We start from the raw sequence: 25,349 nt of genomic DNA on the forward strand, positions 1-25,349 counted from the left end.
AGTACGCGTTGCGTTTTTAAGCTATCGGCACGGGTGCCGCGCGCGTTACCAATGTTGGCCCAGAATGAGCTCCAGCACCAACTTGCTGCCGAAATAAGCCAGAACCAGTAGCGCATAGCCGGCCAGCGCACCGCGTACCGCCAGGCGTCCGCGCCAGCCGTAGCGCCAGCGTCCATACAACAGCACCGCGAACACCGTCCAGGCGACCAGCGACAGCGCGGTCTTGTGTACCAGATGCTGGGCGAACAGGTCGTCGATGAACAGCGCGCCGGTGGCAATCGCCAGGCTCAACAGGAAAAACCCCGCGCCGATGAGCCGGAACAGCAGTATTTCCATGGTCTGCAGCGCGGGCAGGCGGGTAAACATGCCCGTCGGCGGCCGGCGTCTGAGCTGGCGATGCTGCAATGCGAGCACAATGGCCTGCACCGCGCCCAGCGTGAGTAGGCCGTAGGCGAGGATCGACAACAGAATGTGCAGCTGCAGCGGCCAGGCGAGGGCTTCCGTGGCGCTGTGCGAGTCCGGCACGAGCAGCGCGGCAATCGCGCACAGCCCCGCAAACGGATAGATCACCAGCCCCAGCGCGCCGACCGATTCGCGCAGCGAAAACAGCCACAACAGCAACGCCGCCTGCCAGGCGAACAGGGAAAGCGCGGTGCCCAGACCGATCACCAGCATGCCGGAATGCAGGCTCAGGTGAACCAGCGAGCCGATCTGGGCGGCCAATCCCAGCCCGGCCAGTACGCTGACGTGCCAGTAGGGCGCGCCGCGGGCGAGATGTCGCCATACCGCCGCGGCGGCGCCTGCGTAAAGCAGCGCGGCAAGCAGCACTTCAACTACGACCAGTGCCATTCAGGATGCAGGGGACTCGTAAGCCATGAGTGCCATTGTGCCGTATTTCTCGTGCCGGGCGAGCCGCTGTTGTCGCTGTCGGGTCGTTCTTTGATCGTTGTTGGGAATGCAGGCACGCCCTGCGACGTTATACTGGGCGCCTTCATGGTTCCATCGATCGAGCGCGTGCATGTTCGACAGTCTGAGTGATCGGCTCAATCGCAGTTTTCAGACCATCCGCGGCCGCGGCCGGCTGACCGAAGACAACATCAAGGCCACCCTGCGCGAAGTGCGCATGGCGCTGCTCGAAGCCGACGTGGCGCTGCCCGTGGTCAAGCAGTTCGTCGACGATATTCGTGCACGCGCGGTGGGCAACGAGGTGATGACCAGCCTCACGCCCGGCCAGGCGCTCATCAAGATCGTCAAGGACGAGCTCACTTCATTGCTGGGTGAGGCCAACGAAAGCCTCGACCTGCGCGTTAAGCCGCCGGCGGTGGTGCTCATGGCCGGCCTTCAGGGCGCCGGCAAGACCACCTCCACCGGTAAGCTCGCGCGCTATCTCAAGCAGCGCGAGAAGAAATCCGTACTGGTCGTCTCCACCGACGTGTATCGCCCGGCGGCCATCGATCAGCTCGCCCGCGTCGCAAGCGATGTGGGCGTGGATTTTCATCCGAGCCAGTCGACCGACAAGCCGATCAAGATCGCACAGTCGGCGATGGAGGCCGCGCGCAAGGGCTTCTATGACGTGTTGATCGTGGATACCGCCGGTCGGCTGGGTATCGACGACAAGATGATGGCCGAGATCAGCGCCCTGAACGAGGCGCTCACCCCGGCCGAAACGCTGTTCGTGGTCGATGCCATGACCGGCCAGGACGCGGCCAACACCGCCAAGGCCTTCGGCGACGCGCTGCCGTTGACCGGCGTGGTGCTTACCAAGGTCGATGGCGATGCCCGTGGTGGTGCCGCACTGTCGGTGCGCCAGATCACCGGCAAGCCGATCAAGTTCCTGGGCGTGGGCGAAAAGCTCGAAGCGCTCGAGCCGTTCCATCCGGACCGTGTGGCCTCGCGCATTCTCGGCATGGGCGACGTGCTGTCGCTGGTCGAGGAAGCCGAACAGAAGGTCGATCGTCAGAAGGCCGAAAAGCTCGCCAAGAAACTGCAGAAGGGCAAGGGCTTCGATCTCAACGATCTGGCCGACCAGCTGCGCCAGATGCAGGAAATGGGCGGGCTCGGCGCGCTCATGGAGAAGCTGCCCGGCGGCGCGCAGATGCCCAAGGGCATGGCCGCCGCGGCCGACGACACCCAGGTCAAGCGCATGCTGGCCATCGTCGATTCCATGACCGCCCAGGAACGCGCCTTTCCCGACGTGATCAAGGCCTCGCGCAAGCGCCGGATCGCCAGCGGTTCGGGCACCCAGGTTCAGGACATCAACCGCCTGCTCAAACAACATCTGCAAATGCGCAAGATGATGAAGAAGTTCAAGGGCGGGGGCATGAAGAAGATGATGCGCGCCATGCAGGGCATGGGCGGCGGCGGTGGCGGCATGCCGCCCGGCATGGGCGGTGGTGGCACGCTGCCCCCGGGCATGGGCCGATAGCGCTCAGGGGTCTTGGCGCCGGTTCGGCCGCGATTTGCCCGATCGGTGCTTTCCTTTTTCTGCTATTGGCGTACAATGCGCGATCTTTGTACGAGCTTGAGCGGCGATTTATGTCCCGCTTGCAGCATCGTTCATTCATATCAACGGCATAAATAAACGGCTATGGTCAAAATTCGGCTGCAGCGCGGCGGCGCTAAGAAGCGTCCCTTCTATCACATCGTAGTGACCGACATGCGCAACGGGCGCGACGGTCGTTATATCGAACGCCTGGGTTTCTTCAACCCGGTCGCGATCGGTGGCGAAGTGCCGCTGCGTCTCGATATCGAGCGTATCGAGTACTGGAAGGGCCATGGTGCACAGCTCTCCGAGCGTGTGACCAACCTGGTCAAGAGCTTTAACCGCCATGGTGAAGGCCAGGCTCCGGCCCGCGCCGCGCCGCCGGTGAGCAAGGCCAAGGAAGCGCCGAACCAGACGGTGCCGGCCGGCGCGACGGGAGATCAGTCCGCCGAAGCCGCCCCGCAGGCCGACGAAAACCAGGCCGGCGCCGCGGAATAACCCCGCGGGCCTGCACGCATGGCAGACCGACCTGTCGTTCTCGGCCATGTGAGCGGGCTGTTCGGCGTGAAGGGATGGATCAAGGTCTATTCCTACACGCGCCCGGCCGTCAATCTTTTGGAATACGAGGATTGGCTGATAGGCCGCCAGGATGAAACCTGGCGGCCTTTTCGCGTTCTGGATGCGCGCGAGCAGGGCAAGACGCTCGTCGCCTGTCTGGCTGATGGCGACACGCCATTAGGCGACCGCGACGCCGCAGCCGAGTTGATTGATCTGCAGATCGCGGTCGAACGCGACCAGCTGCCCGAGCCCGAAGACGGTGAGTACTACTGGTTCGACCTGGTCGGGCTGGACGTGGTCACTCTCGACGGCGCGCCGCTGGGCCGCGTCAAGGCGATGATGGAAACCGGCGCCAACGATGTGCTGGTGCTCCAGGGCGATCGTGAACGACTGGTGCCGTTCGTGGTGGGCGAAATCATCGACGACGTGGATCTCGAAGCAGGCCGGATCGTGGCCGACTGGGATCCCGAGTTCTAGACCCGGGCACATCGGCAATGCGTATCGATGTCGTCACGCTGTTCCCCGAGTGGGTCGGCCAGCTCGAGCAGTTCGGCGTGGTCGGGCGTGGGCTGCGCGAATCGCGTCTCGAGCTTGCCTGCTGGAACCCGCGCGACGACGCCGACAACGCCAGCAGGCGTATCGACGACCGCCCCTATGGCGGTGGCCCGGGTATGGTCATGCAGGGCCCGCCGCTGGCCGCGACTCTCGAACGAATCCAGGCAGCGCGCGCAAATCGGGTACCGGTCATCATGCCGTCGCCGCAGGGGCAGGCATTCGATCAGGATGAGGCACAGCGGCTGGCCGAAGGCGAGGGGTTCGTGCTGGTCTGCGGGCGCTACGAGGGTATCGACCAACGCTTTGTCGATGCCTATGTCGACAAGGAACTCTCGGTTGGCGACGTGGTGCTCTCCGGCGGCGAGCTGCCGGCGATGATGATCGTCGATGCCGTCGCCCGGCTGTTGTCCGGCGTGCTCGGCGACAGCCGATCGGCGAGCGAGGATTCGTTCGTCAACGGACTGCTCGATCATCCGCATTACACTCGTCCGCCCCGGTTTGCCGATCGCGACGTGCCGTCGGTGCTGCTCAGCGGCGATCACGCCCGCATCGAGCGCTGGCGGGCGCAGCAGGCACTGGGTGCGACCTGGCGTCGGCGCCCGGACTTGCTGGCACGCCGCGAACTCGACGCAACACAGAAGGCGCTGCTGGAGGCGTATATCGCCGAACAGAAAGGCGAGTCCGGCGACCCCGACGGGGCCGGCGAATAGAATTTATCGAAAAACCTCGCCACGGGTGGCGAAAAACGCGACGAGTTCCGGTATACTGCCGCGTCTTTCAACGCCCCCGTGGCCTCCAAGAACGCTACTAGAGACTGACCATGAGCAACATCATCGACGAACTGGAAGCCGAGCAGCAGAGCGGCAAGAACATTCCGGATTTCTCGGCCGGCGATATGGTGGTCGTTCAGGTGCGCGTGAAGGAAGGCGACCGTGAGCGCCTGCAGGCCTTCGAAGGCATCGTGATCGCCAAGCGCAACCGCGGCCTGAATTCGGCTTTCACGGTGCGCAAGGTATCGCACGGCGAAGGCGTGGAGCGCGTGTTCCAGACCTTCTCGCCGAATGTGGCTGAGATCAAGGTGCTGCGTCGCGGCGACGTGCGTCGTGCCAAGCTCTACTATCTGCGCGAGCGCAGCGGCAAGTCGGCCCGTATCAAGGAAAAGCTCTAAACGCTTTTCCCGGCCGCCATGCAGCCCCATGCATGGCCGCAACGAAAACGGCGCCCGCGAGGCGCCGTTTTTGTATCTGACTGCGATTGAGCCGTTTGTTGACCAAGCGTGAAGCTTAGCGGGCCAACTAGACCAGTAGGTGGTCCGCAAATGAACGCGAAGACACGCGAATAAGGCAAAGACAGATCGCTGGAAGCTTAGCGTTGATGTTCAAGCGCCATGCTTAACCTCGCAATTACCCAGTAATGGGATGGCTTGAAGCCCCATCGCGGCCCGCGCTGAAGGCAATCTGCAGGCGCAGCGGGATCTGTGCCGCGTTCGTTACTCGACCGTGTGATGCCTTCGTTCTTCAAGAGCAACCACAGATTTCGCAGATTACACAGATGAGCAAGCGTGGCACCTGCGCCCGCCGACAGCGAAAGACCGCGAGTTCCTGTCGTTGATCTGTGTGATCTGCGTCAATCTGCGGATCTTTCCGACCGGCTACTGCCACCAAAAGCCAAAGCGCCAATGCCCGCGATCGCCAACCAGAGCCAAATCAATACATCTGCGTAATCAGCGTAATCTGTGGATCAATGGCTTCGTGACTCGGTATGAGACGCAGCTGGTTGTTCCCAGACACGCAGATCGTGCGCAACTCGGCGCAAAAGACCGATCCCTTGAAGGCCCGATGGGCGCATATCCGCGCCGCATGCGGACCTGCGCGTGAACAACGGCGCTTTTAAAAACGCTGAGGTCAGGGCAGCTGACGCACCACGCCGACCAGGCGCTGGGCCCAGAAGTCGTCGTCGGTATCGAACAGCGCCACGCCGCTGTTGCTGCCGCCGAAGCCGGGATTGGCCATCAGCATTTCACCGGCCTGGGTGTACATGCCCACCAGAAGACGATCGCCGCCCTGGCTGTCTTCGACGCGGAAGAACAGCAGATCGGCCGGCTCGGCTTCGGCGAGTTCGATTGGCTTGCCGGTATCCAGCTGGGCCTGGATATCGCGCGGCAGGGCCGCGCCCACGCTCTGATAGGCGGCATAGACCAGCCCGCTGTCGTCGTATGCCTGCGGGCCGGCCGCACCGGCGCGGTAGGGGCGCCCCAGTGCCTGAATGGCGGCATCCGCGACGGCGGCGCGCGTATCGGTGGTGGGCGGGATTTCGTTCTTGCTCGGCGTGCTGCTACAGCCGACCATGATCAGCGCGGCCGCGCCGATCAGAATCAGAAGTGTGGCGCTTAGCGCGCGCGCCGTGCGCGTTCGGATTGTCATGGCGCAATCATGCATCAAGGCCGGCGCATACGGCTAGTTCACCGTATGCGCCGTACGCCCTGGGTCATACCTCGCGATGCGCGGCCTGACTTTCGACGTGCGCTTCGCGCGCGGTTTCGTCTTCGCTCAGGGCATCGAGGTATTTTTCGGCATCGAGCGCGGCCATGCAGCCCGTGCCAGCCGAGGTGATGGCCTGACGGTAAACATGGTCCATGACGTCGCCGGCTGCGAACACGCCAGGCTTGCTGGTGGCCGTGGCGTTGCCCTGGGTGCCGCTCTGTACCTTGATATAGCCGCCGGCCATGTCCAGTTGGCCTTCGAAGATATCGGTGTTGGGCTTGTGGCCGATCGCGATGAAGATGCCGTCGACATCGAGCTGCTGGGTTTCGCCGCTTTCGCGGTGCTTGATGCGGCCGCCGGTCACGCCCATCTCGTCGCCGAGCACTTCGTCGAGCTCGTGATCCCAGACGATCGACACATTGCCGTTGGCAACCTTGTCGAAGAGCTTGTCGGCCAGAATCTTCTCGCCGCGGAACTTGTCGCGACGATGCACCACCGTGACGTGAGCGGCGATGTTGGACAGATACAGCGCTTCTTCCAGGGCGGTATTGCCGCCGCCGACAACCGCGACGTTCTTGTTGCGATAGAAAAAGCCGTCGCAGGTCGCGCAGGCGGAAATGCCCTTGCCCATGAAGGCGGTTTCCGATTCCAGGCCCAGATAGCGCGCGGTCGCACCCGTGGCGATGATCAGCGCATCGCAGGTATAGATGCCGCGATCGCCTTCAAGCCGATAGGGCGGTTTCGACAGGTCGGTGGTATGGATATGATCGAATACGATCTCGGTATCGAAGCGCTTGGCATGTTCTTCCATGCGCTGCATCAGCCCCGGGCCCTGCAAGCCTTCGACATCGCCGGGCCAGTTGTCCACGTCCGTCGTGGTCATGAGCTGGCCGCCCTGTTCCATACCGGTGAGCAGGACCGGCTTGAGGTTGGCGCGGGCGGCATAAACGGCCGCGGTATAGCCGGCGGGGCCGGAGCCGAGAATGATAAGCCGGTGATGAATCACGGGTTTGCTGTCGTCTTTGCTCATTATCGATCCTGGCGCAGAATTGGCGGTCTAGATTCCACTTGATGTGGCGCATTCGCGCCCGATTCAAGTCGCGAAGGGCAGTGCGAGCGGCTACACTGCCACGCGTCGCGCGCGTTTGCATCCAGCCTTGTCGTTCAGCGATCGAGCCGTTCATGGATCATCGGTTCGGTCCTTTGGAGTTGTCGTGGCCAAGAAACCCTCGCTTATTCGTCGTCTTTTTCGTGGCATCTGGCGCACGATCCTGCTGTTTTATGCGCTATTGCTGATCGTGACGCTGGTGCTGATCCCGGTCGGGGTGTATTTCGCCTTCTTCAGTGCACCCAGCGTGAGCGTGGAGCAGGATACGGCCCTGGTCTGGGCGCCCAGCGGCGATCTGGTAGAGCAGCGTAATCACGGCGTCGGCTCGCTTCTGGGGGCCGCGGTGGCGCAGCCACAGCCACAGTCGGTCGTTCGCGATCTGATCGACTCGCTGGACCGGGCCGCCGACGACGGCCGTATCAAGCTCGCGTTTCTCAAGCTCGATGAACTGGGCAGTGCCCAGCCCGGCCAGCTGCAGGACCTGATCGCCGCGATCGATCGCTTCAAGCAGTCCGGCAAGCCCGTCTATGCCTGGGCACCGGCCTACGATCAGGCCCAGTACGCGCTCGCCTCGCATGCCGACACCATCTACATGGACCCGCTGGGCTATGTGCTCATTCCCGGCTACGGCGTGTATCGCAACTACTACAAGGACGCGATCGACAAGCTCGGCATCGAGGTCAACGTGTTTCGCGTGGGCGAATACAAATCCTATGTGGAGCCCTATACCCGTAACGATATGTCGCCCCAGGCGCGTGCCGCCAACCAGGCCTGGATGAACTCGCTGTGGCAGATCTATCGCGACGAAGTCAGCGCCGATCGTGAGTTCGCCGCGGCCGATATCGACCGCTATACCGAAAGCTATGCCGATACGCTCGTCCGCGCCGGCGGCGATGCCGCGGCCGTGGCCCGGGAGGCCGGTCTGGTCGATACGGTCGCACCGCTGTCGGATATTCGCAGCGAAGTGAGCAACCTGGTGGGCCGCGACGAGACCCACGGCAGCTTTCGCCAGATTCATTACGTGGACTACCTGAATGCCACCGAGGCTCAGCAGTCGGCGCCGGCCACCGAAAGCCAAATCGCGGTGGTCGTGGTCGAAGGCGGCATCGTCGACGGCGAAAGCGTGCCGGGCTCGGCCGGCGGCGACACCATTGCCCGCCTGATTGCCGATGCCCGTCGCGACGACCATGTCGCAGCACTACTGCTGCGGGTGAATTCACCGGGCGGCTCGGTGACCGCCTCAGAGCGTATTCGCCGCGAGGTCCAGCTCACCCGGGAGGCGGGCAAACCGGTGGTGGTATCGATGGCCGGCGTCGCGGCCTCCGGCGGCTACTGGATTTCCATGAATGCCGACCAGATCTGGGCGGAGCCGGCGACCGTCACCGGCTCGATCGGCATCTTCGGCATCGTGCCTACATTTGCCAAGCCGCTGAACGATCTGGGCATCCATACCGATGGGGTGGGCACCACGCCGCTGTCGGGTGCATTGCGCCTGGATCAGCCGCTGTCGGAGCCGGTCAAAGCCATGCTCCAGGCCGGCGTCGAACACGGCTACGACGAGTTCGTCTCGCGCGTGGCCAGTGCGCGCAACATGCAGGAAGACGCCGTGCGCGAGATCGCCCAGGGCCGGGTCTGGAGCGGCATCGATGCCGAGCGTCTGGGCCTTGTCGACCAGCTGGGCGGCTATCTGGATGCCGAACAGGCCACCGCCAAGCTTGCGGGCCTGGGCGCCGACGACTACACGCTCCAGCCCATGCTGCCGCCTTCGGACTGGCGCGCCGCTATTCGGGAATTTTTGAGTTCGAACGTCCAATCCGCGATCGTGCCGGCCTGGCTGTCGAAGGTCACCGACGCATCGGCCCTTGATTGGCTGCGTAACGGGCTCAATGATCCGCGGCATCTGTATGCGCATTGTTTCTGTGCGCTCGATAACGAGGCGCGCCCCGGCTCGCGCGTTTCGCTACCTCAAACACGCGTGGAGTGAAGCATGGGACTGCTTGTCGAAGGGCAATGGAAAGACCCGTGGTATGACACCGATTCCACGGGCGGCAAGTTCGTGCGCGAGTCGGCCGGCTTTCGCGACTGGGTGAGCGCCGATCCCGATTCGCGCTTTACTGCCGAAGCCGGGCGTTACCACTTGTATGTGTCGCTGGCCTGCCCCTGGGCCCACCGCACCCTGATCCTACGCAAGCTCAAGGGGCTGGAGTCGGCGATTGGCCTATCGATCGTCGATCCTTATATGGGCGAGTGGGGCTGGAGCTTTTCCGATGCGCCCGGCACGATCCGGGACCCGCTGTACGGCCTGGATCATCTGTTCGAGCTGTACCAGAAGGCGGCGAGCGGCTATACCGGTCGTGTAACCACGCCCACCCTATGGGATCGCCACCACGAAACCATCGTCTCGAACGAATCAGCGGATATCGTGCGCATGTTCAACAGCGCCTTCGATACCGTGGCCGAGCATCCCGAGCGCGATTATTACCCGAGCGAGCTGCGTGCCGAGATCGATGCCGTCAACGAACGCGTGTATCACGACGTGAACAACGGCGTGTACAAGGCCGGCTTCGCGACCACCCAGGACGCCTACGAACAGGCTTTCGAAAAGCTGTTCGCCACGCTCGACTGGCTCGATGCGCGCCTGGCCGAACAGCGCTATCTGGCCGGCAGTCGTATCACCGAAGCCGACTGGCGGCTGTTCGTCACCCTGGTGCGTTTCGACGCGGTTTATGTCGGCCACTTCAAGTGCAATCTGCGCCGTATTGCCGACTATCCGCATCTGTCGGGCTATCTGCGCGAGCTCTACCAAGTGCCGGGAATTGCCGAAACCACCAATTTCGACCATATCAAGCAGCACTACTACCGCAGCCATCCGACCATCAATCCGACCGGTATCGTGCCGGTGGGTCCGGCACTCGATTTGTATGCGCCCCATGGGCGTGCCGCGGCCGGGGCGGTGACTTAGGCCCCGGGCGTCTCAGGCCAGCGATCTGTCATCGCCCGTTTTGGCGGGCGCTCTCCAGGCTGCGCTGCAGGCGCACGGCGTGGTTGGAAAACACCCAGTTCACGCCGCGCGCGATCTCGCGCCGGCACATGGCAGGGCTGCAGATGAAGCCGCTGCCAACGAGCGACCGCTTTTCATGCAGGCCACGGATATGATGCGGGCGTAACAGGCCGAAGGGCCCGGCCAGGCCGGCGCATTCGTGGTTCAGCGCCCACTCGTACAGGGTATTGAGGTTGAACTTGGCAACCGGCAGGTGGCAGCGCGCAGGTAGCTCGGCCACCGCTTCGAACAGCTTCGTATCCAGCGACAGCACGTGAAAATCCTGCTGGGGAACCAGCGGCGACAGGAGGTCGAGCAGGCGCCGTTCGGCCGGGGGTGTACCCCGTGTCTTGATTTCGAGCATGAGGTGGGCGCGCGACGCATAGCGCTCCAGAAAACTGTCCAGATGGGGCAGCTCCGGCACCCGCCGACGCAGGGTGGGCCAGGGCGTCTCGGCGACGACGTCGTTCAGGCCGAACACGCGCTTCAGATCGGCGTCGTGGACCACCACCGGTTCGTCGTCCCGCGTATAACGAATGTCGAATTCGATGCCGGCCACGCCCGCAGCGACGGCGGGATCGAATGCCGCAAACGTGTTTTCGCGAACGCGGCGCCCATCGCGTTCGCCGCGATGCGACACGATACGGGCGTTCGCCAGCGCCTGCTGATCGGGGGCCCGATGCGGCAGCCGTGCAAGAACGGCCTCTGCCGTATGGGACAATAAGGCTTCAAGATGTCGATTCACGGCAGACTGCGTTTCAAGCCGAAGGATGGGCGCAAGTATAGAGGCCCGCCAGCCTGACAGGGCCGGCTCAGCGAACACAAAGGATCGAAGCACGCATGAAAACCGCCACCCGACTCGTGCACGCCGGACGTGACCCGGCCCGGCAACAGGGCATGGTCAACCCGCCCGTCTATCATGCATCGACAGTATTGTTCGAATCGCTCGACGCCCTCGAGCGTGCGGCGGCCAATCCCTTCGAGGGTGTTTACTATGGCCGTAACGGCACGCCAGTGCAGTTCGCCTTCGAGGACGCCGTGGCCGAATTGGAAGGCGCGCACGGCGCGGTCACCGCCTGCTCGGGTCTGGCGGCGATCACCGCGGCGCTGATGAGCCACGCCAGGCAGGGCGCCCACTTTCTGGTGACCGACAACGTCTACGGACCCACGCGCAAGCTTTGCGATGGTCTGCTCAAGCAGCTGGGCGTGACCACCGAGTATTTCGACCCGACGATTGATCCCGAGGCTCTGGAAGCCCGCGTGACCGATGCCACGCGCGTACTCTTTCTGGAGGCCCCGGGCTCGCTGACTTTTGAAATCAGCGATATCCCGGCCCTGGCCGAGGTGGCCCATCGCCACGGTGTGACCGTCATGGCGGACAACACCTGGGCCACGCCGCTGTATTTCAAGGCCTTCGACCACGGCGTGGATATCTCGATTCATGCCGCGACCAAGTATCTGGTGGGTCACGCCGATGCCATGCTCGGCGTAATCAACTGCAACGAGGCGCACTACATGAACGTGCGCAAGACCGCGGCCGGCATGGGCTACTGTGCCGGCCCGGACGATATCTATCTCGGCCTGCGCGGGCTGCGCACGCTGGGCCAGCGTCTGCCCACCCATCAGGCCAACGGCATCGCCCTGGCGGAATGGCTGGCGGCCCAGCCTCAGGTGGCCCGGGTGATCCATCCAGCGCGTGCGGATCATCCACAGCATGCGCTGTTCGCCCGGGATTTCACGGGCGCGAGCGGGCTGTTTTCGGTCGTGCTGGCGCCGATCGAGCGGGACCGCCTGGCCGCCATGCTCGATCATCTCGAACTGTTCGGCATGGGTTTTTCCTGGGGTGGTTACGAGAGCCTGATCCTCGCGGTCGACCCGAACCGCAGCCGTACGGCGACACGCTGGTCCGACGAGGGGCCGACGCTGCGTATCCATGCCGGTCTTGAAGCAGTGGACGATCTGATCGCCGATCTGGCAGCCGGCTTAAAGAGGTTGGCCGCTTAGCCGATATGCCCGACAGAGCGTGCTGCAGCCGGCGGTGCGTATTGCGAGGGCGATTCAATGAAAAAAATGCAGTGGCTGGGGGCCGTTGGTCTCGCGGCGATGGCCTGCGGTGCGCAGGCAGGTGATTTCAGTGTGGGTGCCGTGGCCGGTACGCTCGGCGTGGGTGGCCAGGTTTCCTATGCATGGACAGAGCGCGTACAGACGCGTGCCATGGTCGCGGGCTTCAGCACCGACGTGGATTTTACGGCCGATGGCGGCAGCGATCTCGATTACAGCGGCAACGTCGATCTGCTGCACGGCGCATTGCTGCTGGACTACCACCCCTTCGGCGGCGTGTTCCGCCTGACCGGCGGCGTGATGCTCAACGACGACAAGATCAACGGCAGCGCTGTCTGCGAACAGACCACCTGCGATCTGGGCGATAACGAAGGCATCCTCGTGCAGGGCGACCGGCTCGACGCGACCGCACGCTACGATTCGGTTTCGCCCTATATCGGCTTCGGCTGGGGCAAGTCGCCGGGCGCCGAGGGTGGGTTGGGCTTTAGCGCCGATATCGGTGTGTTCTATCTGGGCGACCCCGACGTGAACGTCGAACTCAGCGGCGCATCCAGCGTCAATCCGATCGCCCGGGATGCGGTAGAAGAGGAAAAAGACGGTATCCAGGATGATCTAGACAAGCTGCCGATCTACCCGGTGGTGATGCTGGGCCTGGACTATCGCTTCTGAATGATTGCGCTCGCCGGTCGGGCGGGCGTATCAATCCGTCACCAAAACAGCTGGCTGACTGGGCCAGCTGTTTTGCCGAAGCCTTGGGGCGGCGCGCGAGTGCTCGCATACGCGCGCCGTTAACCTGAAACGGCTTGTGTGTCATGTCGGGTTAGCTAGAGCGTTCAGGTCGCGTCGATCAACGCGGCCTCAGTCGGTATGCATGCGCATCGAGAAATCGGTGGCACGAATATGCTTGGTCAGCCCGCCGATGGAAATGCGGTCCACGCCGGTATCGGCCACCTCGCGTACATTGCGCAGGCTGATATCGCCCGAGGCTTCGATGACGATATCGCGGCGAAAACGCCGGCGATGTGCATCGGCCATGTTCACCGCGCGTGCGAGCACGTGGCTTGCGAGGTTGTCGAGCAAGACGCCGTCGCATCCGGCTTCCAGCGCCTGTTCGAGTTCCTCGAGCGTTTCGATCTCGACCTGCACGAACTGGCCGGCCGCGCTTTCGCGTGCTTTCGCGACCGCGGTTTCGATGGAACCGGCCGCCATGATGTGGTTTTCCTTGATGAGGATGGCGTCGAACAGCCCGAAGCGATGGTTTATGCCGCCGCCGCAGCGCACCGCATAGCGTTGGGCGCTGCGCAGGCCGGGCAGGGTCTTACGGGTATCGATGATTTGGGTGTTCGTGCCCTTGACCCGTTCCACGAAGTCGGATGTGGAACTGGCGACGCCGGATAGCAACTGCAGGAAATTCAGGGCGGTGCGCTCGCCGCTGAGCAGTGCCCGTACCGGGCCCGTGATCTCGCAGACGGGCGTGTTCGAGTGGATGCGCTGGCCGTCGTTGGAAAGCCAGTCGATACGCACCCGCTCGTCGAGCGCCGTGAAGCTGCGTTCGAACCAGGGCGCGCCGGAGAGGATTGCGTTTTCACGCACGATGACCCGTGCCTTGGCCTGCAGGCTGTCGTCGACCAGCGCCGCGTTGCGGTCGCCGTCACCGATGTCCTCGGCAAGCGCGCGTTCGACCGTGCTGTCGATATCGTCGGGCAGGGTGAGATCGATCTGCGACATGGTGTGTCTCGCGTGTTATTAATCCGGCAACAAACAGCTGACTACGTGCGCTGTTTTCAACGCCATCGAGAAACCAACGACCGCAGGTGGCGGTGTTTTTTCGATGGCTTCGCGGCCTTTGGCAACGCTACGTATGCCTTCGCATACATGCCTCGATAACCCGGGTTTGCTCATACCGGGCCCATAACCGCAGGGCGCAGTATAAGACATCGGCCGTTTGCGACCGCGGCCGTTCGCCTCAGGCGCGTGCCAGGCGCAGGCCGGCGTGTACGTGCCGATGGGTGGGCGGATAGAAGTTGCGAAAGCCCGGCCGACACACCTCCGGCTCGCTGTGCACGCTGGCCCCGCGGGCCACGAAATGCGCGCCGTCGAACCACGGCATGGAATAGCCGTCGTAGGGAAAGGCACGAAAGCCGGGGTAGGGATAGAAGGCGTCGTCGCACCATTCCCAGACCTGCTCCACGTCGCCCAAAACGCCGGCACGGCGGGCGGCTTCCCATTCCAGTTCGCGCGGCAGCCGTGCGCCGGCATAGCGGGCAAAAGCGCGGGCTTCGTACCAGCCGATACCGTGTACGGGCCGTGCGCCCACATCGGGCGTAGTGTCGCCGGCAATCGCCCAGCCATCGGCGAGCGGCTGCCAGTGCTGCGGGTGTTGTACCTGTGCCTGTTCGCGCCAGGCCCAGCCGGCGGCGTCCCACCACTCTCGGCACTCGTAACCACCGGCCTGGATGAACCCGAGCCACTGGTCGTTGGTTACGCAGTACGGCGCGATCGCGAAGGTGGCCGGGTGGGCCGTGAAGACTGGCTGTTCGTTATCGTAGGCATCGATGGTCGGAGTGCCGATATCCACGCTATGGGCGGCGATCGTTTCGAAACGGCCATCGGGCTGTGCCGGCTCGATCGCTGCGGGCATGACGTCGTCCGCGGCCAGCGCAAGCTGGGCGCGCACGAGGCGCATGGTTTCCAGGTGCTGGGCATAGTGCTGGCGTACGAATGCGGCCAGGTAGTCGTCGGTAAGCAACGGGTGATCGACGTCGTTCGCGCGCTGCCAGTAGGCATCGTTTTCTTCGGCCAGAGCGCTCGCCCAGGCGCGCAGATCGGCGGCGTCGGGCAGACGTGCGCTGCGGGCGTCCTTGGCCGAGATTTCCGGCACGTACAAGTCGCGCCAGGCCTCGGTAACCGAGCTGTCGCCGAACACGCGCTCGGCCAGCCAGTAGGTTTCCATGAACAGCACATGGCCGACGTGCCAGAGCATGGGGCTGAGTTCGGGATGGCTCTGGCAGCGCTGCTCGGCGGGGCTGAGTCCGTCGAGCATGGCAACGCTCGCCTGTCGGAGCTGGGCGATACGAGTGGGCGGGTTGGCGGTCATAGCGATTCCCGTCGCGGTGATTGGCCGGCTTCGGCGATGATCATCTCGCCCGACGCTACACGGGTCCAGCCCGGCTGGTCATCAAACGCTTCCGAGCCGATCGCCGTGCCGCCATGCCAGTCGGCATGGAAATACAGCGACGGCGCATCACCGTTCACCGCGGCACGCACGGCCACCATCTGGCGACCGTCGCTGGCAATCATGTTCAGCAATGCCCGTACCTCGGGCGCATCGGCAAGCCAGCTACGGATAAGCCCGATCACCGCGCGCAGCCGTTCGCTGAGCGTGCCGGTCTGCTGGCGCATCAGCGCGAACAGGTATTCGGAGTCGGTATTGCCGTTGATGGTGGTTTCGATCTCGGGCGCGATCTGGGCGCGCAGCTGCGAGCGCAGCGTACGGGCGAAGTTGTCGATGAAGCCGTTGTGGGTGAACAGCCAGTCGTCGCTGTAGAACGGCTGGGTATTGGCATAGTCGGTACCCAGGCCCGCGGTGGCGCTGCGTACATTGGCCAGCCACAGCGGCGACTTCAGGCTGCGGCCGAGCGAGGCGAGGTTGATATCCGCCCAGATCGGCAGAATTTGTCGATAACCGGCGGGGCGGCCCGACTCATCGAGCCAGGCGGCACCCCAGCCATCGGCGTTGACCGTCGCGCTGGCCATTTCGCGCGCGGCCCAGGCCTGATGGCCGAGGCCATGCGGCGGGTCGGTGATCAGCGTGCGCAGAGAAAGCGGGTGCGCGCCGATGAAGCCGGCGATTCGGCACATCCGTACAAGTCCGAAATATTAAGGTTACCCACCGATGATAACCTTCCGGCATCAACACGCCCAAAGAACCGCACAGCGGAACAGCATCTTATGACCGATTCCCCGACCGGCACACGCCTGACGAGCACGGACGTGGCGCCCGAGCGGCAGCTGGCGTCTCTTGCCGATGATGTAAGCGCCGGCCTGCTGGCGCCTCCGCGCTGGCTGTCGCCGAAATATTTCTACGATGATCACGGCTCGGCCCTGTTCGAGGCCATCTGTGCCACCCCGGAGTATTACCCGTCGCGCAGCGAAGCCGGCCTGCTCGCAGCGCACGGCCGCGAGATCATCGAAGCGGCCGCGCCCGAGCATATGCTCGAACTGGGCAGCGGCAGCTCGCGCAAGACGCGGCATCTGCTCGACGCCTGCGACGCCCTGAACCGCCCCTGTCGATACTGGCCGTTCGACGTCAGCGCGCAGATGATGCTGGACGCCGGCGCGCAGCTGGTGGCCGACTACGACTGGCTGTCGGTGCATGCGCTGATCGGCGACTACACCGGCGGGCTTGCGAATGTGCCGCTGCCCGACCAGGGGCGCCGTCTGATCGTGTTTCTGGGCGGCACGCTGGGCAATTTCGAACCGGCGGATGCGCTGGCCATGCTCGAGCAGATTGCTGCGCTCATGCGCGACGACGACCGGCTTCTACTCGGCGTCGATCGGGTCAAGGACACGGCGACGCTCGAGGCGGCCTACGACGATGCCGAGGGCGTGACAGCGGACTTCAACCGCAACGTACTGCGCGTGCTCAACCGCGAGCTCGACGGCGATTTCCCGGTGCAGGATTACAGCCACCGTGCGGTGTTCGACCGCGACATGGCACGTATCGAGATGCGTCTCGCGGCCGATCATGCCCACCGGGTCACCCTGGCCGCGCTGGATACGACGATCGATATCGAGGCGGGCGAGGAAATCGTCACCGAATTCAGCCACAAGTTCACCCCGGACACGCTCGCCGCGCTGCTCGAAACCGCCGGGCTGACCATCGATCGCCACTTCGAAGCCGAAGGCGGCGCCTATTCGCTGGTACTGGCCGGCAAGGCCAACCCCTGAGCTGGAACGGCCGTCGACCAGGGCAGGTCGCCGCATTCACGGATTGAAGCAGCGGTCGGTGGTGGTCCGGCGTAAACGCCCGGACCCGTCGTGTAGCCGGCCGAAGCGAGATACGCACCTTGAATCAGCGTTCTTCGGCGTGAGTCGGCGCAGAGAAACCGTGTTGCTTCGAATGCGTTCGACCTCGGGCCGGTATCAGATATCGAGTAGATCCAGCAGCAGGGCTTTCTGGGCATGCAGGCGGTTTTCGGCCTCGTCCCAGACCACGCTGTGGGGCCCGTCGATGACTTCGGCGCTGACTTCCTCGCCGCGATGGGCGGGCAGGCAGTGCATGAACAGCGCATCGTCCTTGGCCCAGCTCATCAGCGCCTTGTTGACCTGGAAGTTGGCAAAGTCGGCCAGACGGACCTCGCGGTCGTCCTCGTCGCCCATGCTCGCCCAGACGTCGGTTACCACCAGGTCGGCGCCGTCGGCGGCCTGGGGGGCGTCTTCGCAGATCACCGCTCGCTCGCCGCAGGTCTTGAGAATCTGCGGGTTCGGGCCGTAGCCCTCGGGCGTGGCGATCCGCAGCTCGAAACCCAGCAGACGGGCGGCCAGCATGTAGGAGTGGCACATGTTGTTGCCATCGCCGATCCAGGCCACCGTCTTGCCGGCGATATCGCCGCGGTGTTCCTGATAGGTCTGCAGGTCCGCCAGCAGCTGGCAGGGATGCAGCCGATCGGTGAGCCCGTTGATGACCGGCACACTGGAATAGGCCGCAAAGCGTTCCAGCATCTCGTGCGAGTGGTTGCGGATCATCACCACGTCGACCATGCGCGAGAGTACGCGGGCGGTGTCTTCCACCGGTTCGCCGCGCCCGATCTGGGTATCGCCCGGCGACAGAAAGATGGCATGGCCGCCGAGCTGGGTCATGCCCGCTTCGAACGACACGCGCGTGCGCGTCGAGGCCTTTTCGAAGAGCATGCCGAGCGTCCGACCCACGAAGGGCTGTTTGCCGCGCGGCTCGCGCTTGAGGGCAATGGCATTGTCGATCACACGGCGAATGCCGTCGGCGCCCAGGTCATCCAGGCTCAGAAAATGGCGCAGGGTCATGGTCAGCTTGCTTGGTTGGAACGTGTGGAATGCGACGCCGGCGCGGCGACGCTTTCGATGAGATAGCACACGCCATCCACCAGTCGTTCGACTTCGGCCGGGCCGATGATCAACGGCGGCAGCAGGCGAATGACGTTGGCGGCGGTGACGTTGAGCAGAATGCCCTGCTCGCGGGCCGTGTCCACGAGGTGGGCGCAGGGTTCGGCGAGCTCGATGCCGATCATCAGCCCCATGCCGCGGATCTCCCGGACATGGTCGAGGCCGTCGACCCGTGCCTCGATCTGGCTGCGGATAGAATCGCCCATGGCCTGGGCGTGGGCCAGCAGGCCCTGCTTGTCGATGGTTTCCAGTACGGCCAGTGCGGCACGACAGGCCAGGGGATTGCCGCCGAAGGTGGAGCCGTGGCTACCCGGGCCGAACAGCGGCGTGGCCTTGCCGGCGACCAGCGCCGCGCCGATGGGCACGCCACCCGCCAACCCCTTGGCCAGCCCCATTACATCCGGGGTGATACCGGCGGCCTGATGGGCGAACCAGTGGCCGGTGCGGCCGACGCCGCTTTGTACTTCGTCGACCATCATCAGCCAGTCGCGTTCGTCGCAGAGCCGACGCACGCCCGGGAGAAAGTCGGCCGGCGGCACGCGTACGCCGCCTTCGCCCTGGATCGGTTCGACCAGCACGGCAGCGATGTTGGCATCGTCGAGCGCGGCGATGGCGTCGACATCGCCATAGGGCACGCGCAGAAAGCCTTCCGGCAGCGGCTCGAAGCCCTTCTGGGCGTTGACGTTGCCGGTCGCGGCCAGGGCGGCGAGGGTGCGTCCGTGAAAGGAATTCTCCATCACCACGACCACGGGCCTGTCGATGCCGCGATTGTGGCCGTGCAGCCGGGCCAGCTTGATGGCGGCCTCGTTGGCTTCGCTACCGCTGTTACCGAAGAACACGGCCTCCATGCCGGCGACTTCGCACAGGCGGTCGGCCAGGCGGGTCTGTACCTCGATCTCGTAGAGATTGGACGTGTGCAGCAGTCGGCCGGCCTGATCGGCGATGGCGTCGACCAGTGCCGGATGGGCATGGCCGAGCGTGTTCACCGCGATGCCGGACAGGGCATCGAGATAGCGCCTGCCGTGGCTGTCGAACAGCCAGGCGCCTTCGCCGCGCTCGAAGGCGATGGGTTGGCGTTTATAAGTCGGAATCAGATGCGAGTTGGCCATAAGGCGTCCTGATGGGGTGGGCGTGCCGGCGAAACCCGATCGCCGCATACCGATCCCCAAACGAAAAACGACCCCGCCGCATCGCGACGGGGCCGTATTCTAGCGCAAACTGCGGATCGTTCTAGTCGACCTGCTCGTCGTAGCGCTTGGCGATGCCGTCCCAGTTGACGACGTTCCACCAGGCATCCACGTATTCCGGCTTGCGGTTCTGGTACTTCAGATAGAAGGCGTGCTCCCAGACGTCCAGGCCCATGACCGGCTTACCGGACTCGGACACCACGTCCATGATCGGGTTGTCCTGATTCTGGGTGGACACGATCTTGAGCTGGTTGCCCTGCGGCACCAGCCATACGAAGCCCGAGCCGAACAGGCCGGTGGCCGCGTTCGTGAACTCTTCCTTGAAGGCATCGAAGGAGCCGAAGCTGGAGTCGATGGCCGTGCCCAGGCCGCCGGTCGGCTTGCCGCCGCCGGAAGGCGACATGCTGTCCCAGAACAGAATGTGGTTGTAGTAACCACCGCCCTGATTGCGCACGCCGGGGCCGTGCTGGCCGGCCTTGGACAGAATCGTTTCCAGATCCTGGTCTTCGAGCTCGGTGCCTTCGATGGCTTTCTTGAATTTGGTCAGATAAGCGTTGTGATGCTTCTCGTAGTGGATCTCCATCGTACGACCATCGATATACGGCTCGAGCGCATCGTAGTCATACGGTAGATCGGGCAGTTCAAATGCCATGACGTATCCCTTGTATTGAGATGAGTGAATCAACGCCGACTAGTTATATAGGGTTTGTCCGTCATTTTTCAAAGCGCGGCGGGCATATCCGCGCTGCCACGCGGCTTTGCCGCACGACACGACGGGCGGTTTGCGCGGGCGCTGCGAGGGCCTGTCGCGGTATCGCGCAGCCTGTCCGCAAGGGGCGAGTCGCCGTGTCGAGCGTGCGAGGACCAATACGCGCAACGCCGCGGGCCGCGCCGGCTTATTCTGGTGGGCGATCCAGGCCGTGCCGACGAGTGCCCGCCAAGCGCGGGCTCGTACGAAACGTCGACAGGCCCTAGACTCGACCCCATGAACGATAAAGCGCATTCCAAGCCCGCCGACGCCATCGAATTGGCGATTTTCGCCAGCCGTATCACCGCGGTCTGTGAAGAGATGGGCGCGAGCCTCGCGCAGGCTGCCTTTTCGCCCAATATCCGCGATCGGCTGGATTACTCCTGCGCGGTGTTCGATGCGCAGGGGCGCCTGTGCGCCCAGGCGGCGCATATCCCGGTGCATCTCGGCAGCATGGCGTATGCGATGGCCGATATCGTCGCCGCGCGCGATTGGGCGCCGGGGCAGATGATCGCGCTCAACGATCCGTATCTGGGCGGCACGCACTTGCCGGACGTGACCCTGATCGCGCCGCTGTTCGTGGGCGAGCAGCTGGTCGCCTTCGTGGCCAATCGTGCCCACCACGCCGATATCGGGGCCGACTCGCCCGGGTCCATGCCGCTGTCGAGCAGCCTCGATGAAGAAGGGCTCGTGATCGCGCCGGTCGCGCTGGTGGATAACGATCGTATCGACGAATCGGTACTGGGTGGTTGGCTTAAGCACCTGCGCAACCCGCCGATTGCACGCGGGGATTTCAGCGCCCAGATCGCGGCCAACCGGGTCGGCTTGAAACGTTTGTCGGCGCTGATCGGCGAGGGCGAGGCCGCTGATGTGCATGCCTTTCGCGAGCGGCTGCGCGAGTACAACGACTATGCCCGGGAACTGGCCGCCAGCGCGCTGCGCGAATTGCCCAACGGCCGCTATACGTTCACCGATGTGCTCGACGACGACGGTCAGGGCAACCGCGACCTGGCGATCGCCTGTCGGATCGATATCGATAACGGCCATATCGCCGTCGATTTCGCCGGCAGCGCGCAGCAGACAGCAGGCAACGTGAACTGCCCGCTGTCGGTGACCGCCGCCGGCGCGCTCTACGTATTTCGCTGCCTCATGCCCGAACAGGTGCCGGCCTGTGCCGGGGCGTTCGAGGACATCGAAATCAGTGCGCCGGAAGGCTCGCTGCTCAACGCGTGCCATCCGCACGCGGTGGCGGCCGGCAACGTCGAAACCAGCCAGCGTGTTGTGGACGCCGTGCTCGGCGCGCTCGCCCAGGCCATCGGCGACCGGATTCCCGCCGCCAGCCACGGCAGCATGAACAACGTCGCGCTCGGCTCGCATGGCGCCGATACGTCCTGGGACTACTACGAAACCATGGGCGGCGGGCTGGGCGCAGGGCCAAACCGGCCCGGTGCGAGTGGGGTGCAGGCGCATATGACCAATACGCTCAATACGCCGGTCGAGGTGCTGGAACGCCATTTCCCTCTGCGCATGCGCCGCTATGCGCTGCGTCGCGACAGCGGCGGCGCGGGGGCAAAGCGCGGCGGGGACGGGCTGATTCGTGAGATCGAGTTCCTGGCCGAAGCCAGCTACACCGTGCTCGCCGAACGCCGGCGGCATGCGCCCTGGGGGCGTGCGGGCGGGGCGGATGGCGCGCCGGGCGAGAACCGGCTCGACGGCGATAGCCTCGCACCGAAATGCACCGGCGTGGCAAGCGCGGGGCAGCGTCTGACCATCGCATCGGCCGGCGGCGGCGGCTACGGCGTTTCGTCGTAACGTGGCCTCGACAGGCGCGTTATAATCGGGGCAATACAACAGTTTTTTCGAATCAGAGGACAACGCCATGAGCGCGAAGGCAATGGAAGTCATCAAGAACGAGGTCGAGAACAATCCGATCGTGCTTTACATGAAAGGCACGCCGGACTTCCCGCAGTGCGGTTTCTCGGCCCGCAGCGCCGAGGCGATCAAGGCCTGCGGCGTACCGTTCAAGGCCGTGAACGTATTCGACGACGAAGAGATCTATCGCCAGGGCGTGAAGGTGTATTCGAACTGGCCGACCATTCCGCAGCTGTTCGTCAACGGCGAGCTGGTGGGCGGTTCGGATATCGTCATCGACATGTTCCAGTCCGGCGAGCTCAAGACGATGCTCGAAAACGCAGCCAACAAGGGCTGATACGAATACCAGCGCCGCCGGCAACCGCCGGCGGCGTGCTTTTTGTCGCGAGATACACAAGGAGTAGTGGCCCATGGCCTACAAGCACGTGCGCTTGCCCGAAGACGGTCAGAAGATCACCGTCGAAAACGATCAGATGAATGTGCCGGACAACCCCATCCTCGGTTATGTCGAGGGTGACGGGATCGGCCCCGATATCACCAAGGCCTGTCTGCGCATCTGGGACGCAGCGGTCGAAAAAGCCTACGGCGGCAAGCGCAAGATTCATTGGGCCGAGCTGTTCATGGGCGAGAAGGCCGCCAAGGTCTATGACGGCGACTACTTCCCGGCCGAAACGCTGGAAGCCATCAAGGATCTGTGGGTCGCGATCAAGGGCCCGCTGACCACGCCGGTGGGCGAGGGCTTTCGTTCGCTCAACGTCTCCCTGCGTCAGGAACTGGATCTTTACGCCTGCGTGCGCCCCGTGCGCCATTACGCCGGCGTGCCGTCCCCGCTCAAGGACCCGGGCAAGGTCGACGTGGTGATCTTTCGCGAGAACACCGAAGACGTCTACTGCGGCATCGAATACCAGTCCGGCACCGACGAGAACAAGAAACTGGCCAAGTTCCTCAAGGAGGAAATGAAGGCCGACTTCTTCGACGACGCGGGCCTGGGCATCAAGCCCATTTCCGAATTCGGCACCAAGCGCCTGGTGCGCAAGGCCATCCAGTACGCGATCGATAACGGCCGCGAATCGGTGACCCTGGTGCACAAGGGCAACATCATGAAGTTCACCGAGGGCGCCTTCCGTGCCTGGGGTTATGAAGTCGCCCGCGAGGAATTCGGCCACTGCACGATCACCGAAGACCAGCTCTACTCCGAGTACAACGGTCGTCAGCCGGAAGGCAAGATCGTGATCAAGGATCGCATCGCCGACATCATCTTCCAGCTCATGCTGCTGCGCCCGGACGATTTCGACGTGCTGGCCACCATGAACCTCAACGGTGACTATCTCTCGGACGCCGCGGCAGCCGAGGTCGGCGGTATCGGTATTGCCCCCGGTGCCAACATGTCGGACAACATCGCCGTGTTCGAGGCCACCCATGGCACCGCGCCCAAGTACGCCGACAAGAACAAGGTCAACCCCGGCTCGCTGCTGTTCTCGGGCGTGAACATGCTCGAATACATCGGTTGGCAGGAAGCCGCGGACCTGATTTCGCTGGCCTACCCGGAAGTGCTCGCGGACAAGATCGTGACCTACGATTTCGCCCGCAACATGGAAGGGGCCACGGAAGTGGGCACCAAGGAATTCGCCGATGCGCTGATCGAGCAGATCAACGGCGGCATCGATCTGGAAACCAAGCGCAAGCAGCGCAGCGAAAAGCTTGCCCGCGAGCGCAAGCAGCGCGAGATCCGTCGTCTGCTTCAGCCCATGGAAGAAATGATCGCCAGCGGACGTACGCCCACCAGCGTATCGGACGTGATGACGCGTTCGCTGATCACGGTCACCGACGACACCAGCGTGCACGATGCCATGCACGAGATGCGCAAGAACGAAGTCTCCTCGCTGGTGGTCGAGCCCAACGATTCCGGCGAGTGGGGCATCATGACCCGTCGCGATATCGTTACCAAGATCGTGCGCGAAGGGAAGTCCCCGACCGATCTGACCGTGGGCGAGATCGCCTCACGGCCCGTGGTTACGGTCACCCCGGAAACGCATCTGCGGGAAGCGGCCAACGTCATTGCCGAAAAGAACATCAGCCGTCTGCTGGTGGCCGGCAAGGACGGCGAGCCGATGGGCATCACCACGGAAACCGATATCTTCGGCGCCATCGAGCAGTCCGGCTGGCTGCCCGAAGCCTGATGTCGGCATGACATGAAGTGATACGAGCGGGCCACGTTTCGACGTGGCCCGTTTGTTTGTATCCGAAAAAACAAAGAGGCTTCGCAGCGCGTGGACAACAGCTCGTCTTCTTCACCGGACCGCATCGGCATTGTGCTGATCGGCGACGAACTGCTTTCGGGCAAGCGTCAGGACAAACACATGCCCCGGGTCATCGAGATCCTCGATGCGCGCGGCATGGAACTGTCCTGGGCCCGCATGGTGGGCGATGATGCCGGTCTGCTAGAAGCCACCTTGCGTGAAACGCTGGCGGCCAACGATATCGTGTTCAGCTTCGGCGGTATCGGTGCGACCCCGGACGATCGCACACGCCAATGTGCAGCCGCCGCAGCCGGCGTGGCGCTGGAATTCAATGCCGAAGGGCGGGCGCTGCTGGAAGCCCGCTTTGGCGACGAGGCCTATCCCAAGCGGATTCACATGGTGGAATGGCCGGTCGGTGCCCAGGTCATCCCCAATCCGGTCAATCAGGTACCCGGCTTCTCCTTCGGCCATCATCATTTCGTGCCGGGGTTTCCCAATATGGCCTGGCCGATGATCGAGTGGGTGCTGGATACCCACTACCCGCATCTGCAGCGCGCCGAGCGCAATGTCGAACGACTGCTGGAGGTGCTCGACACCCCGGAAAGCGCGTTGATCGACCTCATGCAGCAGGTCATGGATGCGCACCCCGAGGTACGGATTGCCTGCCTGCCGAATGCCAGCGGCAAACGATCTATCGAATTTGGGGTAAGGGGAACGCCGGTTGCGGCCGATAATGCCTTCTCAGCGCTCGTCGCCGCCTTGGAAGCGGCCGACGTACCGCTCGGGCGCGGCCGGCCATAACCATGGGCCGGTTCAGTTATCGCGTTGTAGTGCCGTGTTATTGAATATTTTCTGAAGCTGCCGGTGTCGGAGT

23 protein-coding genes and 1 pseudogene are annotated in these 25,349 nt (G+C 63.8%); 14 read left to right on the plus strand and 10 right to left on the minus strand.

Features of this window, described 5'->3' with window-relative positions; all coding sequences use genetic code 11:
• Window positions 1-45: 45 nt before the first annotated feature.
• Entirely contained in the window at window positions 46-849 is an 804-nt protein-coding gene (gene ccsA, locus CMN27_RS13215) for a cytochrome c biogenesis protein CcsA (protein ID WP_293627139.1), read from the minus strand.
• A 169-nt stretch (window positions 850-1,018) separates the two neighbouring features.
• Here ccsA and ffh point away from each other — a divergent pair, with 169 nt between their 5' ends.
• From ffh to rplS, 5 genes and pseudogenes are all read left to right on the plus strand, one after another.
• Window positions 1,019-2,425, plus strand: coding sequence for a signal recognition particle protein (gene ffh, locus CMN27_RS13220; RefSeq protein ID WP_293627140.1), 1,407 nt, complete (start codon window positions 1,019-1,021; stop codon window positions 2,423-2,425).
• Between the two features lie 162 nt (window positions 2,426-2,587).
• Window positions 2,588-2,824: pseudogene (gene rpsP, locus CMN27_RS13225) on the plus strand (30S ribosomal protein S16); the annotation flags it as partial.
• 174 nt (window positions 2,825-2,998) lie between these two features.
• Window positions 2,999-3,517 (plus strand): ribosome maturation factor RimM, encoded by a 519-nt coding sequence (gene rimM, locus CMN27_RS13230; RefSeq protein ID WP_293627141.1) that lies wholly within the window; start codon window positions 2,999-3,001, stop codon window positions 3,515-3,517.
• Window positions 3,518-3,534: 17 nt separating this feature from the next.
• On the plus strand, window positions 3,535-4,305 hold the full coding sequence (trmD, locus tag CMN27_RS13235) for a tRNA (guanosine(37)-N1)-methyltransferase TrmD (RefSeq protein ID WP_293627142.1): 771 nt from the start codon (window positions 3,535-3,537) through the stop codon (window positions 4,303-4,305).
• A gap of 110 nt (window positions 4,306-4,415) precedes the next feature.
• Window positions 4,416-4,763, plus strand: a complete 348-nt coding sequence (gene rplS, locus CMN27_RS13240; protein ID WP_293627144.1) for a 50S ribosomal protein L19 — start codon at window positions 4,416-4,418, stop codon at window positions 4,761-4,763.
• Window positions 4,764-5,499: 736 nt separating this feature from the next.
• Here the strand turns inward: rplS and CMN27_RS13245 are convergent.
• Both CMN27_RS13245 and trxB read right to left on the minus strand, forming a co-directional pair.
• The gene (locus tag CMN27_RS13245) at window positions 5,500-6,018 is read right to left on the minus strand and encodes an NlpC/P60 family protein (protein WP_293627146.1); all 519 of its coding nucleotides are present in this window, start codon (window positions 6,016-6,018) and stop codon (window positions 5,500-5,502) included.
• A gap of 64 nt (window positions 6,019-6,082) precedes the next feature.
• A complete protein-coding gene (gene trxB, locus CMN27_RS13250; protein WP_293627148.1) occupies window positions 6,083-7,108 on the minus strand; it encodes a thioredoxin-disulfide reductase in 1,026 nt (341 codons plus the stop codon).
• 184 nt (window positions 7,109-7,292) lie between these two features.
• Between trxB and sppA the strand changes: the two genes are divergently transcribed.
• Both sppA and CMN27_RS13260 read left to right on the plus strand, forming a co-directional pair.
• The gene (gene sppA, locus CMN27_RS13255; RefSeq protein ID WP_293627149.1) at window positions 7,293-9,170 is read left to right on the plus strand and encodes a signal peptide peptidase SppA; all 1,878 of its coding nucleotides are present in this window, start codon (window positions 7,293-7,295) and stop codon (window positions 9,168-9,170) included.
• A gap of 3 nt (window positions 9,171-9,173) precedes the next feature.
• Entirely contained in the window at window positions 9,174-10,148 is a 975-nt protein-coding gene (locus CMN27_RS13260; protein WP_293627151.1) for a glutathione S-transferase family protein, read from the plus strand.
• A gap of 28 nt (window positions 10,149-10,176) precedes the next feature.
• On the opposite strand, the gene CMN27_RS13265 is transcribed toward CMN27_RS13260, so the two are convergent.
• A complete protein-coding gene (locus CMN27_RS13265; RefSeq protein ID WP_293627153.1) occupies window positions 10,177-10,947 on the minus strand; it encodes a glycerophosphodiester phosphodiesterase in 771 nt (256 codons plus the stop codon).
• 119 nt (window positions 10,948-11,066) lie between these two features.
• On the opposite strand from CMN27_RS13265, the gene metC reads away from it, so the two are divergent.
• Both metC and CMN27_RS13275 read left to right on the plus strand, forming a co-directional pair.
• On the plus strand, window positions 11,067-12,230 hold the full coding sequence (gene metC / locus CMN27_RS13270) for a cystathionine beta-lyase (RefSeq protein ID WP_293627155.1): 1,164 nt from the start codon (window positions 11,067-11,069) through the stop codon (window positions 12,228-12,230).
• Between the two features lie 57 nt (window positions 12,231-12,287).
• Complete coding sequence (locus CMN27_RS13275; protein WP_293627157.1) at window positions 12,288-12,956, plus strand: hypothetical protein; 669 nt, start codon at window positions 12,288-12,290, stop codon at window positions 12,954-12,956.
• A 189-nt stretch (window positions 12,957-13,145) separates the two neighbouring features.
• Here the strand turns inward: CMN27_RS13275 and nadC are convergent, their stop codons facing one another.
• The 3 genes from nadC to CMN27_RS13290 form a co-directional block, all read right to left on the minus strand.
• Window positions 13,146-14,015, minus strand: a complete 870-nt coding sequence (gene nadC, locus CMN27_RS13280) for a carboxylating nicotinate-nucleotide diphosphorylase (protein ID WP_293627159.1) — start codon at window positions 14,013-14,015, stop codon at window positions 13,146-13,148.
• 238 nt (window positions 14,016-14,253) lie between these two features.
• A complete protein-coding gene (locus tag CMN27_RS13285; RefSeq protein ID WP_293627161.1) occupies window positions 14,254-15,384 on the minus strand; it encodes an SUMF1/EgtB/PvdO family nonheme iron enzyme in 1,131 nt (376 codons plus the stop codon).
• On the minus strand, window positions 15,381-16,148 hold the full coding sequence (locus tag CMN27_RS13290; RefSeq protein ID WP_293627162.1) for a class II glutamine amidotransferase: 768 nt from the start codon (window positions 16,146-16,148) through the stop codon (window positions 15,381-15,383). Before CMN27_RS13290 ends, CMN27_RS13285 begins: the two co-directional genes overlap by 4 nt.
• A gap of 90 nt (window positions 16,149-16,238) precedes the next feature.
• On the opposite strand from CMN27_RS13290, the gene egtD reads away from it, so the two are divergent.
• Complete coding sequence (gene egtD, locus CMN27_RS13295; protein ID WP_293627163.1) at window positions 16,239-17,237, plus strand: L-histidine N(alpha)-methyltransferase; 999 nt, start codon at window positions 16,239-16,241, stop codon at window positions 17,235-17,237.
• A gap of 195 nt (window positions 17,238-17,432) precedes the next feature.
• Here egtD and argF read toward each other — a convergent pair whose 3' ends face one another.
• The 3 genes from argF to CMN27_RS13310 all read right to left on the minus strand — a co-directional run bounded on the left by argF (window position 17,433) and on the right by CMN27_RS13310 (window position 20,267).
• Complete coding sequence (argF, locus tag CMN27_RS13300; protein ID WP_293627164.1) at window positions 17,433-18,329, minus strand: ornithine carbamoyltransferase; 897 nt, start codon at window positions 18,327-18,329, stop codon at window positions 17,433-17,435.
• 2 nt (window positions 18,330-18,331) lie between these two features.
• Complete coding sequence (locus CMN27_RS13305; protein WP_293627165.1) at window positions 18,332-19,537, minus strand: acetylornithine transaminase; 1,206 nt, start codon at window positions 19,535-19,537, stop codon at window positions 18,332-18,334.
• A gap of 121 nt (window positions 19,538-19,658) precedes the next feature.
• Window positions 19,659-20,267, minus strand: coding sequence for a superoxide dismutase (locus CMN27_RS13310; RefSeq protein WP_293627166.1), 609 nt, complete (start codon window positions 20,265-20,267; stop codon window positions 19,659-19,661).
• A 333-nt stretch (window positions 20,268-20,600) separates the two neighbouring features.
• On the opposite strand from CMN27_RS13310, the gene CMN27_RS13315 reads away from it, so the two are divergent.
• The 4 genes from CMN27_RS13315 to CMN27_RS13335 all read left to right on the plus strand — a co-directional run bounded on the left by CMN27_RS13315 (window position 20,601) and on the right by CMN27_RS13335 (window position 25,276).
• Window positions 20,601-22,175 carry a hydantoinase B/oxoprolinase family protein gene (locus CMN27_RS13315; protein ID WP_293627167.1) on the plus strand — a complete coding sequence of 525 codons (1,575 nt, stop codon included), beginning with the start codon at window positions 20,601-20,603 and terminating at the stop codon, window positions 22,173-22,175.
• A 67-nt stretch (window positions 22,176-22,242) separates the two neighbouring features.
• A complete protein-coding gene (grxD, locus tag CMN27_RS13320) occupies window positions 22,243-22,572 on the plus strand; it encodes a Grx4 family monothiol glutaredoxin (RefSeq protein ID WP_293627168.1) in 330 nt (109 codons plus the stop codon).
• 73 nt (window positions 22,573-22,645) lie between these two features.
• On the plus strand, window positions 22,646-24,415 hold the full coding sequence (icd, locus tag CMN27_RS13325) for an isocitrate dehydrogenase (NADP(+)) (RefSeq protein WP_366515456.1): 1,770 nt from the start codon (window positions 22,646-22,648) through the stop codon (window positions 24,413-24,415).
• 90 nt (window positions 24,416-24,505) lie between these two features.
• Complete coding sequence (locus tag CMN27_RS13335; RefSeq protein ID WP_293627169.1) at window positions 24,506-25,276, plus strand: molybdopterin-binding protein; 771 nt, start codon at window positions 24,506-24,508, stop codon at window positions 25,274-25,276.
• Window positions 25,277-25,349 lie beyond the last annotated feature (73 nt).

Origin of the sequence: Salinisphaera sp., assembly GCF_002729955.1 — a bacterium.
Lineage (GTDB): Bacteria > Pseudomonadota > Gammaproteobacteria > Nevskiales > Salinisphaeraceae > Salinisphaera.